Genomic DNA, 15,104 nt, shown 5'->3' with positions numbered 1-15,104 from the left:
TCCTCCTCTTTCTTTATCTGTCAATCTGCTTTCATCCAGACCTGCATTTCTCCTTCACCCCGGTTGTTCCACAAATAATACGGGACAGCCCGGACTTTGACTTTTTCCTTCACCGGACGATACGGCATGTAAAGGTCCTGCCCCTCCGGCAGTTTGATCCGGACAGCATCTGCCTCCAGCTCCACATATCCATTCCACTCCGGACGGGCCGTCTCCCGGATTCCCGCTTCCGTATTCAGCACCAGTTCATCCAGACGCGGCCCGTTGTCCGCTTCCTCCAGGCAGTACACCAGTGGTCCTCTTGTCATGGCCGCCCTGCCAAGATCATAATGGATCTTCGGATTTGCCCCGACAAACTGTGCTTTCATCTCAAAATCTGCCTGAATCGTGGTCTCCTGTTTCCAGTTCCTGCAAAACACAGCATATCCCTTTTCAACCTGATCCGGCACCACCGCTTCTCCATTGATCGTAAAGCGCCAGTTTTCTGCCCAGCCGGGAATCCGAAGCGCAAATTCAATATCTCTTTCTCCATCACCCTGAATCGTAAAGCTGATCTTGCCATCGTTCGGATACTCTGTTTTCTGGATGACCGAAAGCGTCTGTCCCCCTGTATTCAGATGCGCAGTCCCTGCAATATACAGCTGGACATTGACCCGGCTTTCCCCGACCGTATAAATATATTTCCAAAGACTTCCGATCAGCCTTGCGAGATTCGGCGGACAGCAGGCACATGAGAACCATTTCCTGCGGAGAGTCCCGACATGATGCCGCTCCGGATTTGCCTTGCTTACCTCCGGAACCGCTTCCAGCGGATTCACATAGAAAAACCGGTTCCCTTCATAGTTCATTCCGCCAAGCACAGTATTATACAGAGCCTGCTCCATTACATCCCCGTATACCGAATCCGTTTCGCACTGCAGCATTCTATGAGCAAAAAAAATCAGTCCGATGGACGCGCAGGTCTCGGAATAATTCGTATCATTCGGCAGATCGTAGTCTTGCGTAAACGCTTCTCCGGACGAAGTCGCACCGATTCCGCCGGTCAGATACATCTGCTTTGTAGTCACATCATCCCACAGCCTTCTGCAGACCCGGTAAAGTTCCTGGTCCTTCGTCTTTGCCGCAAGATCAGCCATCGCCGTGTACATATACATGGCTCGCACCGCATGGCCAACCGCCGTCTCCTGCTGCCGGACCGGTGCATGAAACTGATTGTAATAGCTATAAGGATAGTGATTGTACCTCTCATTGGGTTCCGGAATTTTTGCCCCGTTCCAGAAAGTGGTCCTTCCGCGCTTTTCAAACTCCTCCTCAAAAAAGCGGTTCGTCCCTCTGGTCTCCAGAAAATATGAAGCAAGCCGCAGATACTGCTCTTCTCCCGAAACCTCGTACAGCTTCAGCAATGCAAGTTCAATCTCCTGATGCCCCGGGTAACCGTGCATCTTTCCCTCTTCCTGTCCAAAGATTTGCGTCAGATAATCCGCAAGACGACAGGCCGCCCGGTAGATCTTTTCTTTTCCCGTTGCCTGATAATAAGCAATCGCTCCCTCGATCATATGCCCCGCACAATAAAGCTCATGGCACTCCAGCAGATCACTCCACTTTTTGTCCGGCTCCCGAATCGTAAAATAGGTATCCAGATACCCGTCCGGCTCCTGCGCTTTTACAATCAGATCAATCAGAGAATCCGCCTGCTCCTCCAGATGAGGATCACGCTCCAGCATTAAAATATTTCCGACAGCCTCCAGCCACTTATACACATCACTGTCCTGAAACACCTGCCCGTAAAACGCCCCCTCCATCTCACCTGCCGCAATCCGGAAATTGTCGATCGCATGACTGGGCTCGGCATCCTCTCTCCGATCATTCAAAATATCCCACTGATACGGAATTACACCATTCCGTATCACCCCGATATACCGGTTCCAGAATCCACTCTCAATCCTGCAGGACCCCTGCCCCGGAATCTCATTTCTCTCCACTGTCCATCACTCCTCACCTTCCTTGATACATATCCTATATTACAGGTTGCTCCTATAAACATACTATATCTTCCACACACCACTTCCGTCAACATAAAAACTTGGGGACGTGTACCGATGCACAGGAACCCGTCCCCAATGGTGTTATTTCCTACCATCTCAGTAGGTTATTCTTGATAGCGAATCCGTTCGACGATGGATTCTTTTTTGATGTTTCGGCTCAGGATGAAGGAAAGTGAGATCTGTAGTGCCGTGAGGATGATAATCATGGCAGCGATCTCGATGACCGGGATGTGGTACACATCCAGACCGAAGTATCCGTGTTCTCTTCCGTAGCAGAAAAGTGCGTATCCTGCCGGCATGCCGACGAGGAGGGATACGAGGATACTTCCGGCGGTGAAGAGGACTCCTTCGTTTCTGAGCATGCTGTTCATCTGGCTGTTTGTCATGCCGAGTGCCTGCATGACGCCGAGTTCTCGTTTTCGTGTGATGATGCTGATGATTATGGTATTTGCCATATTCATGAATGCGATCAGTCCGACGAGGAGGAGGAAGCCGTAGGCAAGTGTCTCGAACATGCCGAGGCTGCTTTCGGATGTCTCCAGTGCGCCCTGGTAGGTGCTGAATTCGTAATGCTGTTTATCCGTGAGCAGGTCTTCCAGCTGGTTTTGTACGTCTGCGCAGTCCTGTGGGCGGCAGTCTACCCAGATGGTACCGATGCTTTTTCCGGAAAGTCCCAGCTGATCATAGGCTTCATCTGTGATAATCCAGTCGTAATTGCTGCTTCCGAAGGCTCCTGTCATTGTTCCCTGGAACCTGGCTTCGCCGCCTGCGTCTCCCATAGTCATGGTAACGGTATCGCCGAGATCATAACCGCTCTCTTCGATGAAATAAGACCAGCCGTAAAGGATGTCTCCGTTTTTCGCTGCGGTTTCGTAGTCAACTTCTCCTTTTAATGACCCTTGGTATTCTTCGTCATCGAACTGTTCTTTGTTCAGAACGCCGATGGACTGAAGATTGCCGTTCTGATCATAAGCGTACATCATGTAGCGGATCTTGACATCTGTAACGGCATCGATTTTCCTGATCTGTTCCACCAGTTCCTCATCCAGAGGGTTGGCTTTTAAGATGGAGTCCAGATTGTTTTCCGGATAGGCCGTATCAGCCTTGCTGTAGGTAAGGTCGATCTGGAACTGTCCGTACGGTACCTGTTTTCTTGCGTCATATCTGGTGCTGACATTTCCGGTAAAGTTGGCTGCCACTACAAAGAGGACACAGGAAAGTCCCATGGAAATAATTGTGGTGATGGTCCGCTTCCGGTTCATGGACATATTAGCCTGGGTCAACTGGCGCACGCCCATCTGTTTTCTGCCCCTGCGAAGTCCTTTGTTTTTCTTCTGACTGCCCTGAAAACGGATTGCTTCCACCGGCGAAATCCTGGAAATCACTTTCATCGGACGTTTCAATGCCGCCCATACCGCAATGGCTGATGCTGCCGCGCAGAGGAGAAGTAATGGAATCGATACCATATTAACCTGTACCACATCCTGGTTTCCTAAGGTTGTGCTCTGAGAGAGCCAGCTGTTCATAAAGCCAATGGAAACGGTGGTTCCGACAATCAGTCCTGCCGGAATACTGATTATGGTAAGCAGCATTCCTTCCCGGAATACCAGTTTTTTCATCTGTTTTTTCGTTGCGCCAAGCGCCTTGATTTTTCCGTATTCCTGAATCTTCTGAATCAGTCCTACCTGAAAAATGTTGTAAATGACCATTACTGCAAAGAATACTACAATCAGTGCCACAACGATGCAGCCGACAATCATTTCCATACCCGGATCCAGAACCCACATAGAATAATACATATTGTCAAAGGCATATTCCGGATTGATCCCGCATTCCTCCGCCAGGTCTTTGATGGTCATCTCCAGAGTGGAGGAATTTACATCCACGGAATCGGACAGGCTGAAATAAATCGTATATGCCCGTTCTTCCGGTGCATAGAGGGATTCATAGCAGGCTTTGGAGACGTAGGCCGTATAAGACTGATTTTCCTGCTCTTTCACCGTCTGGCTCATGATGCCGCTTACAAGAAACTCTTTTTCCTGATAGGTCTCGTGAGTATTTCTCCGGAACCGGATGTTCACCTTGTCTCCCACTTTCACATCCGGATAACCGATCCGCTCAAACATGGCCTTCTGCCCCGCAATTTCATTTTCCTGGTCCGGGAAGGCACCTTCCTGTAGCTGCCTGTCAAGATTAGCCAGATCCCTGGTCTCATTATCCATCCAGACCATGGAAATGCTTCTCGCGTTTTCAATAGTTCCAATAGTTGCCGCTCTTCCGATCCGGTCAAATTCGCTCCTCTTTTCCATCTCGCCGATCTGATCTTCGGTTACTCCGGCGTAGGAGCCGTAATAGGAACCATAAAATTCTTCTGCGTTTGCACTCTGGAATTTGATCTGGCCGTACCCGAACGTGGCGATTGCTGAAAGCAGTACCGTGGTAAGGAAGATGGAAAGCATAATAAGAATGCTTCTTGTCTTATTCTTTTTATTGTTACTCAGTGCAAGTTTTGTGATCATTTTCATCTTAACTCTTCCACCTTTCCGTCCTCAATCACGAGAATCCGGTCCGCGATCTGGGCAATGTCTTCGTCGTGTGTAATCATAACCAGTGTCTGTCCGTATTTTTCCACGGACATTTTCAGAAGTGCTATGACCTCGTCACTTGTCCGTGAATCCAGATTTCCCGTTGGCTCATCGGCAAAGAGGATATCCGGGCGGGAAGCAAGCGCCCTTGCGATGGCAACTCTTTGCTGCTGACCTCCGGAAAGTGTATTTGGAAGATTGTGAAGCTTCTTTTCCAGTCCCAGCGTCTTTACAATATCCATGACAAATGCTTCATCCGCTTTGCGTCCGTCCAGTCCGATCGGGAGCACAATATTTTCCCACACATTAATGGAGGAAACCAGGTTAAACGACTGGAAAATAAAACCTATTTTTCTTCTCCGAAAGACTGCAAGAGCGTCTTCTTTGTACGAGAAAATGTCTTTCCCGCGGATAAATACTTTCCCGCTTGTCGGGGTGTCAAGCCCGCCCAGCATATGAAGCAGCGTGCTTTTTCCGGAACCGGATTTTCCGACAATCGCGACAAATTCTCCTTTCTGGATGTCAATGTTGGCATTCTGCACCGCTCTTACTTCGTTTTCGCCGCTTCCATAATATTTACATAAATTTTCTGTTCTTAAAATTTTATCCATATCATCTGATTCCTTTCTGCTGTCATTTTCCTGTTCTGTCATCTATCTTACCGCGCCTGTCTTTCATTTCCCTTGCAGAAACAGAAAAAAAGCCTTACAGTTTTGTAAGACTTCTCTTCTACCGATATGGAATCTGCACTACAAACACGGATCCTTTCTCTTTTTTCATCTTCTTTCCATCCAGAGAAATGGTGCCGTGATGGCCTTCAATGATCTTCCGGGCAAGGTAAAGCCCCACACCGGAACCTTCCTCCTTTTGAACTTCCTTTTCATCCCCCCGGTAAAATCTCTGAAAGACTTTGTGATAGTTTTCTCTGGCAATTCCGATTCCCTGATCCTGGATCTCTATTCTCAAAAAGGATGCCATTCTGGCTGCGCGGATCGTCACGGTTGTTCCCGGCGGACTGTATTTTACCGCGTTATCCAGCAGATTAATCAGCGCCTCACACAGCCATTTGGAGTCGAGCGGAAGAATAAGATCTTCCAGCTTGTCTTCCGCCTCCATCTCGATTTCAATCTCCTTTTTCTGAGCCTTTACCCATACACGGTTGACCGCTTCCAGAATCACATCAAAGATTCTGCCCTCTGTAAGCTTCAACTCAATCATTCCGATCTCCATCCGGGAAATATTCACAAGTGCTTCCACCAGCTGTCCCAGACTTTTCAGCTGTTCTTCCAGTCTGCCTTCAAACTCCCGGCGCTCATCCTTTGTCAGATCCTCGTTTTTCAGCACCTCGAAGCAGGAATTGAGAGCCGCCACCGGTGTCTTCAGCTGATGGGAAATATCGGTGACCAGCGTCTTCGTCTCCTGCTTCTCCTGCTGTGCCTGTGCTTCCATCATTTCCACGTAATTTCCGAGAGAATCCAGCTCATCCAGAATCCGGTCTTCACTTTCTTCCTCTTCATACCAGTCCATAAGATCCTGCCGGTAATCACCCTCCCGGATTCTCGCAATCCCGTCTGCCGCCTTTTTGCTCTGTTCTTCCATTTCCTTTTTATGTCTGCGTTTTTCATAGAAAACAACGGCCGCATAGCCAAGATAAAGAGCCACTGCACCGCCTACCGTCCATCCGCAGTTTCTCAGAAAACGTTGCCCTTCCAGACTGTCCCTGACATGCTCATATCCGTAGTCTCCGAGAATATCCTGCACTTCTTCTGTATTCAGATCCCCGTCCTCTTTCAGAATCTGAAACACCTCTTCCGCTGGATTTTCCGCCAAAAGCAGTCTTGCCCTGGAAGCCAGATTTTCCAGATATGTCTCATACTGCAAGAACAAAATCATTGCTGTCACGGCGGCCGTCACAAGAAATCCGAGAACCAGTTCTGTAATACACCGCTTTGTCTCTTTTTTCATGACCTGTTCCCCTGCCTTTTCTGGCAGTCCTGGTCCCAGATGTATCCCAGCCCCCGGACATTCCGGATATACTGAGGATGTGAAATATCCGGCTCAATCTTTTCACGAAGCCTTCTGATATTGACTGCCACTGTATTTTCATCTACGAATTCACCATCCACATCAAAGAGCTGATCCAAAATCTGTCCCTTAGACAGGATCTGTCTTGGATGTTCCAGAAAAAGTTTCAGCATCTTCCATTCATTTTTTGTAAACGAGACTTCCCCGTCCCCCTTTTTTGCGCACATCCTGGACATGGAAAAGACGAGTTCCCCGGATTCGATTTCATCTGCCGCCGCTTTCTGATGCCGTTTAAAAAAGGCGTTCACTTTCAGGACAAGCACCGACAGGCTGAACGGTTTTGTGACGTAATCATCCGCCCCTGCCTCGTATCCCATAACCTGATCCATTTCCGTATCCATCGCGGTCAGGCAGATCACATGCGTCATGCTGTCTTTTCTGATCCGCCGGATCAGATCCAGACTGTTGCCATCCGGCAGATTCACATCACAGATCATCAGACCCGGCTCGTCTTTCAAGAACATCTCCCAGGCCTCTTTGATCGTTCTGGCGCTATCCACCTCATACCCTTCTTTTTTTAATGTGAACTCAATCCCACGATTGACACTTTCCTCATCTTCCAGCAATAAAATTTCTGCCATGCCTTTCACTCCTGTCTATTGCTTTTACGTCTCTTTCTCTGCACGCACTGCCAAAAATGTCGGGATTCCATGCTCATGAAGATTCCCTTCTCCATTCGTGTCTTCATAAAGATGGGTAAGACAAAATCCAGCCTTTAGAAGCCCGCCGATCTGCTCCTCCACCGTATGAGAAAACTGAATCCCGTCACCGCTTTGCATCGCTTCCTCATACAGTTTCCTGTCTTTCAACGGATTGTACGGAAGTCCATGAACCAGACGTGTCTCGGTCTCATCAAAGATATAATTGATTCCGTTATCCACGCCGGCAAGAAGAATCCCGCCCTTTTTCAACACACGGTAACATTCTTTCCATACCGGCAGGACTTCTTCCACATAGCAGTTGGAAACCGGATGGAAAATCAGGTCAAAGGTCTCATCCGCAAACGGAAAGGTCTTAGTCATATCCGCTTTGACAATCTCAATGTCGTACCCTTCCCTTTTTGCCACCATCTCTTCACTTGCAAGCTGCCGGTCCGAATAGTCCAGCACAGTACAGATCCCGCCAAGCGCCGCAAAAATGGGCATCTGCTGTCCACCTCCGGAGGCAAGCCCCAGAATCTTCTTACCTTTCAACTCCGGAAACCAGGATTTTGGAACCGGCTTTGTCGGTGTCAGCACCATCTCCCATTCTCCGTTTACGGCCTTTTCATATACCTCGTGGGAAATCGGTATGCCCCAGATCCAGCCTTCCTCTACCCACTGGTCGATTGTTTTTGCGTTTTCTTTTGTGTAATCCTTCTCATGCATCATCGCTCTTCCCTCCCTATGCTATCTATGATACCACAGCCAGAGTATGGAAGAAAACAAAAAACTGACAGGTCTTCCCGTCAGCTTCTGTTCTTTTCTATTTACTTTTTTATCTCATCCAGCCGGTTTTCCAATGCAAGGCGCATTGCAAAGGCCGCACCGTCCTCATCATTGGTTTTTGTAATGTAACCTGCCGCTTCCAGTATCTTTTCATGGGCATTTCCCATCGCTACTGCCGCGCCGAATCCGGCCTGAAACATGGACAGATCATTCAGACTGTCTCCAAGTACCATCACTTCTTCTTTCCGGTACCCCAGCTTTTCCATATATCTTGAGATCGCATGCCCTTTTTGTGCTTTCTCATCCGTCAGCTCCAGATTGTTAAAAAAGGAAGATGCAACCGCAATTCCCGGAATCTTTTCCATCTCTTTCCAGATCTCCTGAATGATTTCCCCGGTCTTTGCGTTGATAAACACTTTATAAATCGGAATCTTCATCTCCCAGAGCTCCTCCAGGCTCCCGATTCGGCACATGCGCCTCAGCAGCTGCTGAAACTGATCCGATTCAAGGATTTCTTCATCCGTATTTCCCGGGAAAAACAACCTGGACTCTTCCAGAAGCTTCTGCTCCAGATCTTCTTCCTCTGTCAGGACAATATCCTTTCCCGTCGTGCAGAAACGGATATACGCCGGGAACTTCTCCACACAGGAAACGATCTGTTCAAAGCACTTCTGATCCATAGGTATCGTCTGAAGAAGCTCTCCATCTCGGTTTCGGATCTCCGCGCCACTTCCCGTCACCCAGTCACAGTCCAGCGGAAAATTTTTTAATGTATCGGATGCCGATGGATAATCCCTTCCTGTTGCGATCATAAAACGGATTCCACCCTGTTGAACATCCTGTATTGTCTGATAAGTCTGCTCTGAAATCGTATGTCCGGAATTTAAAAGCGTTCCGTCCATATCCGCTGCTATTACTTTTATCATCTCTTTTCTCCTTGTCCCTGCATGCTCGTCTCCTTTATCTTATCACAGGAGAAAAAACCATACAATCTACATTCTGTCTATGATTTTCTTTCTTATTTCCGGTTCTGTAGGCAGATTTTCCAGATCAGTGTGAAACGGGGACGTGTTTCGATGCATCGGAACACGTCCCCAATGGTGTTAATCCCTATCTTTCCGATAGAGTTTCTTGAGATTTTGTACTTTGCCGAGGCGTTCGGCGGACTGGGATGCCATGCGTTCGGAGATGGCTAGTACCATGGCGTCGATCATGGCAACGGCGGTGGTCATGGAGTGGTATTCTTCTTTTTCTCCCCGGTATACGTAAATGTTGATGTCTGCCCGCTGGTCGCTTGGTGCGTAGAGTCTGCTTGTGAAGGCAAGTGTCTGGTAGCCTGCGGTCTGTGCGTAGTCCAGGATGATCCTTCCTTCTGTGGATACTTTGGAGTAACTGAAGATGATAACGAGGTCTCCTTCGCCTGCGTGTGCGATTCCTTCGATCACTTCGGAACCGCCGGATGGCACCATGGTCACATCAAATCCAAGTCTGCGAAGCCGGAAAAACAGCAGTTGTCCGGCAGATGCAGATGCGTTTTTGGCGTGGATATAGATTCGTCTGGCTTTCTGGATTGCGGTGAGTGCTTTATCCATTTCACCGATATCAATCTGATTCTGAGTCCGTTCAAGGCATTCCTGCTGGTAGGTAAACCATTTTCGGATGTCAAATCCCTGAATTTTCATCAGGGTGCCTGCGATTTTTCTGGCCGGTCCTTTTCCTACTTTGCGGGCGGCCACATGGTTTTTCATTTCTTTAAAATCGGTATAGCCGATATGTCTTGCGAATCTGGAGATGGTCGCTTCGGACATGTCCAGCCGTTTTGCAAGCTGTCCGATACTCATAAAAAGGAATTCATCCGTATAGTTCTCGATAAAGTCCATAATTTTTAAATCTGATTTTGTATACTTGCTGTCCTCATCCGGCATCAGCCATTCCATCTTTCTTCCTCCGTAATCTTAAGTAGTTTCTGAAATTCTTCCCGGATTTTTGGTGTGCATGCCATGGTATCCGGTCCCTCTATGACTGTCGTTCCGCCTGCTTCTGTGACCAGAAGGCTTCCGGCCGCGTAGTCCCAGATTTTCAGGTTCTCTTCATAAAATCCATCCAGACGCCCGCATGCCACATAGGAAAGTTCCAGTGCCGCGCTCCCGATTCTTCGTATATCCTGGCACTGATCATAGATGCGCCTCATTCTGGCAAAATTTTCGTCCGCGTGTTCCCGGCATCCTGGTGAGGTGCCTATGGCAGTCAGGCAGTCGCCAAGCTGTTCTTTTTTGCTTACCTGAATCGGCTTTCCATTTAAAAATGCGCCTTTCCCGAGTTCCGCAGTAAAGCATTCTTCATGAAATGGATCATAGACGACTCCAAACAGAATTGTTCCTCCTTTGGCATAAGCAAGAGAAATGGTGCTGTGCTGAAAATCATGGATCAGGTTCGTTGTCCCGTCCACCGGATCCAGAATCCAGATGCTCCCCTTCCGGTCGATTCCCTCATTCTCTTTCTCTTCTCCAAGAAGCTGAGCTGTTGGATCCAGTTCTTTTAACTCCGCAAAAATCTGCCGTTGTACCCGGATGTCCACTTCTGTTACATAGTCGGTCCGTCCTTTTTCCCGGATGGTGTCTGCCCCGTCTCTTCCGGTGAGCTCCGCCCCGTTTTTCTTTACAATCTCAACAGCTTTTTCAAATATCATTTCCATTTCCCTGTCTCTCCTAACCGCTCGATGTGCTCTGTCCGAAAACATTACGCCTGCTTTTCCACCAGCACGTTCACATAATTTCCGCCAAGGGCATCGATTTCTTTCAGTGCTTTCTTCAAAATTCCTGCTGTCCGGACCTTGAAAGAAGCATTGTCAGATATGAGAATCTCATACGCTCCTTTTTTCATCTCTGCATAAAGATCGCTTACTGTAACGATTTCTTTTTCAAATTTTGTCCGAATGCATCCGTACTGAACTGCCTGATGGGTGTCGCTTCCACTTACCACCGGGATCCCTAGCTTGTTCCCGAGCCGGTATGTCTTTTCTTCGGTACCTTTCCGGTCCTGCGCAACATCCTTCCCGTTAAGATCCAGAAAATGGAAACGGCCAAGCTGTTCCATCGGAAGTTCCGGAATATGTCCTCCCTCCCGGAACGGATGCCCTGCTCCTACTATTATAGGATATTTCTCAAACAAATTCATCAGTTTTTCGAACGTGAGAAAGGATCCTTTCTCCTTATTCGGTTCCAGTCTCCGGTTCAGTTCCAGAATATTCTCCGGCGTCCCGATTGATAAAATATGACCACCTTCTGCAATATCTGTCTCCATTCCGGCAAAAATCCGGAGCCCGCCTTCCGTAACGAGCGTATCCCCGTCCCTCCGGCATGTTTTCATCAGATAGCCGTAAAGTTCATCAAACTGTAAGGTGTTAAAATGTTCAGTCAGGCAAAGTGCATTCAGTCCTGCGTCCTTTGCCTCTCCAAACAGCCAGTCAGTGTATACCGTAGAAAACGGCAGTTTTTTTGCCAGTTTTCCGTGGGTGTGAAAATCAAGATACATGTGCGCCTCCTATATCATTACCATAACCAGTACAACGACCGCGATCCACAAAAACGAAACCGCTGCGAACAGCATGTCATTGTACGTCACCTTTAAGGAAGATAGTTTCATCTTCTTTACTTCTTTGTTCACCGCCGCATAGCGGTACCCTTTGATCTCCAGGGCTTCCACTGTAGTTCTGGACCGTTTTGCCGTATTAAGCATAAGCGGATAAAAGGAATGGATAATGACCTTCACCTGGTAAATCAGATAACGGATCTTTCCCATCACGCCTTTGCTGTCCGGTGCGTTTCCCCTCAACCGGTAAGAAAGTAGCACATTCTGAAACTCCTCCATCAGCATCGGCAGCATCCGGTATGCATAGGAAATGGAAAAGGACAGCTTTTCCGGGCATCCATACCACATCAGCCCATTCGACAGACGGTCCGGATCCAGACCGGAAAATACGGTAATCGAGGCCAGTGAGACTGTTGCCACCTTTAATGTCAGTACAAGCAGCGGCACAATTGTCTCCGTATTGCCTCCAAAAAGAAGCGAGACAACAAACAGATATCCTGTCTGCGAAAACACTCCGAGACCGAATAAAACCAGCACCAGTCCTGCCACGCGTGCCATGATCGTGGTCACTGCCACCAGAAGAAAGCATCCAAGCAGAAATACCAGATCATTCATAAACCATGGTACAACAGCAAAAAACAGATACCAGACGAGCAGCACTCTCGGATCCGTCTTTGCAATCAATGTATCATCATTTCCATACGCATTTTTCAGAACCTGATTCCGCAGAAAATCCATGGAAAACTTATCCAGAATGTTCTCGGACATCTTTTTCATCATTCCACTCATCTTAGTTTCCTCCAAATCCCTGTACAAATTCATCCACTGTGTAACAGAATGCGTCCGACTGAATCTCCTGTCCAAGGGTAAAAATCTCCGGTGGTCGGATTCCGGATTTTTTTACGACTTCCATATCCCCGAAAATCTCATCTCTCGTTCCGTCCGCAATGACTTCTCCCTGACACAGTACAATGATCCGTTCCGCCCACTCGCATACAAGCTGCATATCGTGCGTCGCTATCATCACTGTCTCTGTGATTTCTTTTATATCATTCAGTGTGCGCATAATCTCTTTTCTCGTCGCAATATCCAGATTGGCCGTCGGCTCATCCAGAAGCAGAATCTCAGGATTGAGGGCAATTCCGATGGCAAGTGATGCCCTTCTCATCTGTCCGCCGGATAAAAGCCGTCCGTCCCGGTCCTTGAATTCCGTGAGCCGGAACCGCTCGAGAAGTGCTTTCGTCCTCTCTTCCCAGTCCGATTCATTCCGGACTTTCATGGCGAACGCCACATCTGACTCAATGGAGTCTTTGATAAACATATCTTCCGGATTCTGGTACACCAAAGATACATACCTGGAAAGCTGTTCCGGCTTCGTATCCTTGATGGATTTCCCCTTTAAGAGGACCTCACCTTTTGCCGGCTTTATAAGACCGGTCATCATTTTCATCATTGTAGACTTTCCGGCACCGTTGGAACCAATCAGGGCGATCTTCTCCCCTCTGTGAATTTCCAGATTCAGTCCGCCAAACACTTGAGCTGCCTTGCCTTTCACTGCCCGGTAGGAGACAGAAACGTCCCGAAACTGCACCATCGTCTCAGTTTCGGATATAACAGCACCTTCACGATCACCTCTTCTTTGGCATACAAGACCTCCCAGAAGCCGGATTCCATCTTCCATGCTGGACGGCAGCATGTCCGGCTTTGGAATGACCTGTTTTTTGACCATCTCGTAGGCTGCCAGTGTCACCTGAGGCGGAAAAATGTTGCAGGACTGGAGTTCTTCTACCCGGCATAACGCTTCTTTTGTCGGCTTCTTCCATTCCATATGCCCATCTTTCATCAGAATCACATGTTTACAGTACTCCGCAATATACTCGGTATGATGTTCAATCACAATAATTGTTTTTCCATACTTCTCATTCAGATTTTTTAAGATCTGATAAATCAGATCCGCATGATGAGGATCCAGCTGTGCAATCGGTTCGTCCAGAATCAGTACTTCCGGTTCCAGAGATACTACGCCCGCCAGTGCAAGCAGATGGGTCTGCCCTCCGGAAAGCTGCCAGATATACTCATTTTCTCTACCTTCCAGCCCGCACTGCGCCAGTGCTTTCATTCCCCGCTCTTTATAATCCGGCATGGCATAATTCATGCAGGCATAGGAAGCATCGTCCAGCACAGTCGGCCGGACGATCTGATTTTCGAAATCCTGATAGACATATCCCACTTTTCTTGCCAGAGTTCCGATGTCTGAATCCTGAACCTTTACCCCGTCTGCCTCCACACTTCCGGAATACGTTCCGGTGATAAAGTGTGGAATCAGCCCGTTCATTGTCTTGCATAATGTCGATTTCCCGCAGCCATTGTTACCGACAATCGCTGCAAAATCTCCCTTTTCAATTTCCAGGTTTACATCATTTAATGTATTTTTCTCCGCTCCCGGATAAGCAAATGTCAAGTGTTTGATTTCAATACTGTTCATATCTGTCTTTTCTGCTTCCTTTTATACTTATGCATTTTCCAGTTTGTTATCTGTCGCTTCCGCCTTTTTCTTCATCACAAGAAGCATCACAACCGCAAGTGCCGCTGCCACAACCATGCCTGCCGCCACTGCGGTACCGCTCTCTGCCCAGCTTGCTTCCCAGTCAATGATCGAAGTGCCGCTCTCTGCCAGCATTTCCGCTCCGATCGCCGCCGCAAATGCCACCAGCGCGCCGATCACTACTTTTGCATTGATTGCTCCCAGAGCTGTTTCCTCTGTCCTCGGCTGCATGCCAAGAAGCGGCTCGATTTTCCCATAAAGTCTTGGCACAAGGAATATCGTCGGAAGCAGGCAGAACAGGATTCCTGAAAACAGGATATCATTTAAGCATGCAAAACCTTCTGTCGCAAATACACTTTCCGGGAGTCCCGGTACCGCCTCAAAATCCGTTACCGCAAACTGAACCTTTAATATATCCACAATCGTTCCCAAAAGCTGCTGTAAAATCACACCCGTCATCGATGCAATTCCTACCATTGTCCGGTTTTTCGGATTTCTCACAAGTCTTCCCGCAATATAGACACCGATTGTGACTGTAATAAACTTTTCCAGCTCTCCAAGCCCGCCAAACTGTCCCAGCATGATCTCACTGAATACCAGTTCTCCGGTAGCCGCTCCGAGTGCAGCTGACATCGGATCAAACAGAATCGCAAGAACCAGCGGAATAAACAGAAAATATTCTACGGAAAATTCCACAATTCCCACCTGAAATTTCGGAATCAATTCTGTAAATAACGTAGCCAGACCGTAAAGTGACATCGTAAGAACAAAAATCATAAGTTTCTGCGACTGTGTCGCTGTCTGTTGTTTCGTAACCATTCTCTTT

The 15,104-nt window shown here is 48.1% G+C and carries 13 protein-coding genes; all 13 read right to left on the bottom strand.

The window, feature by feature from the left end; all coding sequences use genetic code 11:
* Positions 1-20 precede the first annotated feature (20 nt).
* Complete coding sequence (locus B5E64_RS03045) at positions 21-1,982, bottom strand: beta-L-arabinofuranosidase domain-containing protein (protein WP_087167062.1); 1,962 nt, start codon at positions 1,980-1,982, stop codon at positions 21-23.
* 167 nt (positions 1,983-2,149) lie between these two features.
* Positions 2,150-4,570 (bottom strand): ABC transporter permease, encoded by a 2,421-nt coding sequence (locus tag B5E64_RS03040; RefSeq protein ID WP_087167061.1) that lies wholly within the window; start codon positions 4,568-4,570, stop codon positions 2,150-2,152.
* On the bottom strand, positions 4,567-5,241 hold the full coding sequence (locus tag B5E64_RS03035; RefSeq protein ID WP_087167249.1) for an ABC transporter ATP-binding protein: 675 nt from the start codon (positions 5,239-5,241) through the stop codon (positions 4,567-4,569). The genes B5E64_RS03040 and B5E64_RS03035 overlap by 4 nt, the downstream gene beginning before the upstream one ends.
* A gap of 118 nt (positions 5,242-5,359) precedes the next feature.
* The gene (locus B5E64_RS03030; RefSeq protein WP_087167060.1) at positions 5,360-6,595 is read right to left on the bottom strand and encodes a HAMP domain-containing sensor histidine kinase; all 1,236 of its coding nucleotides are present in this window, start codon (positions 6,593-6,595) and stop codon (positions 5,360-5,362) included.
* The gene (locus tag B5E64_RS03025; protein ID WP_087167059.1) at positions 6,592-7,296 is read right to left on the bottom strand and encodes a response regulator transcription factor; all 705 of its coding nucleotides are present in this window, start codon (positions 7,294-7,296) and stop codon (positions 6,592-6,594) included. The genes B5E64_RS03030 and B5E64_RS03025 overlap by 4 nt, the downstream gene beginning before the upstream one ends.
* Before the next feature lie 24 nt (positions 7,297-7,320).
* On the bottom strand, positions 7,321-8,085 hold the full coding sequence (locus B5E64_RS03020) for a class I SAM-dependent methyltransferase (RefSeq protein ID WP_242960070.1): 765 nt from the start codon (positions 8,083-8,085) through the stop codon (positions 7,321-7,323).
* Positions 8,086-8,183: 98 nt separating this feature from the next.
* Positions 8,184-9,068 (bottom strand): HAD family hydrolase, encoded by an 885-nt coding sequence (locus B5E64_RS03015; RefSeq protein WP_087167058.1) that lies wholly within the window; start codon positions 9,066-9,068, stop codon positions 8,184-8,186.
* 177 nt (positions 9,069-9,245) lie between these two features.
* Complete coding sequence (locus tag B5E64_RS03010) at positions 9,246-10,079, bottom strand: MurR/RpiR family transcriptional regulator (RefSeq protein ID WP_087167057.1); 834 nt, start codon at positions 10,077-10,079, stop codon at positions 9,246-9,248.
* On the bottom strand, positions 10,067-10,837 hold the full coding sequence (locus B5E64_RS03005; RefSeq protein WP_087167056.1) for an inositol monophosphatase family protein: 771 nt from the start codon (positions 10,835-10,837) through the stop codon (positions 10,067-10,069). Before B5E64_RS03005 ends, B5E64_RS03010 begins: the two co-directional genes overlap by 13 nt.
* A 44-nt stretch (positions 10,838-10,881) precedes the next feature.
* The gene (locus tag B5E64_RS03000) at positions 10,882-11,676 is read right to left on the bottom strand and encodes a PHP-associated domain-containing protein (RefSeq protein WP_087167055.1); all 795 of its coding nucleotides are present in this window, start codon (positions 11,674-11,676) and stop codon (positions 10,882-10,884) included.
* Positions 11,677-11,685: 9 nt separating this feature from the next.
* Positions 11,686-12,522: an energy-coupling factor transporter transmembrane component T gene (locus B5E64_RS02995; protein ID WP_087167054.1), complete on the bottom strand. Its 837-nt coding sequence runs from the start codon at positions 12,520-12,522 to the stop codon at positions 11,686-11,688.
* A gap of 1 nt (position 12,523) precedes the next feature.
* A complete protein-coding gene (locus B5E64_RS02990; RefSeq protein ID WP_087167053.1) occupies positions 12,524-14,218 on the bottom strand; it encodes an energy-coupling factor transporter ATPase in 1,695 nt (564 codons plus the stop codon).
* A gap of 27 nt (positions 14,219-14,245) precedes the next feature.
* A complete protein-coding gene (locus B5E64_RS02985) occupies positions 14,246-15,097 on the bottom strand; it encodes a cell division protein FtsQ (RefSeq protein ID WP_087167052.1) in 852 nt (283 codons plus the stop codon).
* Positions 15,098-15,104 lie beyond the last annotated feature (7 nt).

Source organism: Drancourtella sp. An12, assembly GCF_002160935.1.
GTDB classification, from domain to species: Bacteria; Bacillota; Clostridia; order Lachnospirales; family Lachnospiraceae; genus Sellimonas; species Sellimonas catena.
The sequence above is the reverse complement of the archived record's forward strand: the minus strand, read 5'-3'. Positions and strand labels throughout refer to the sequence as shown.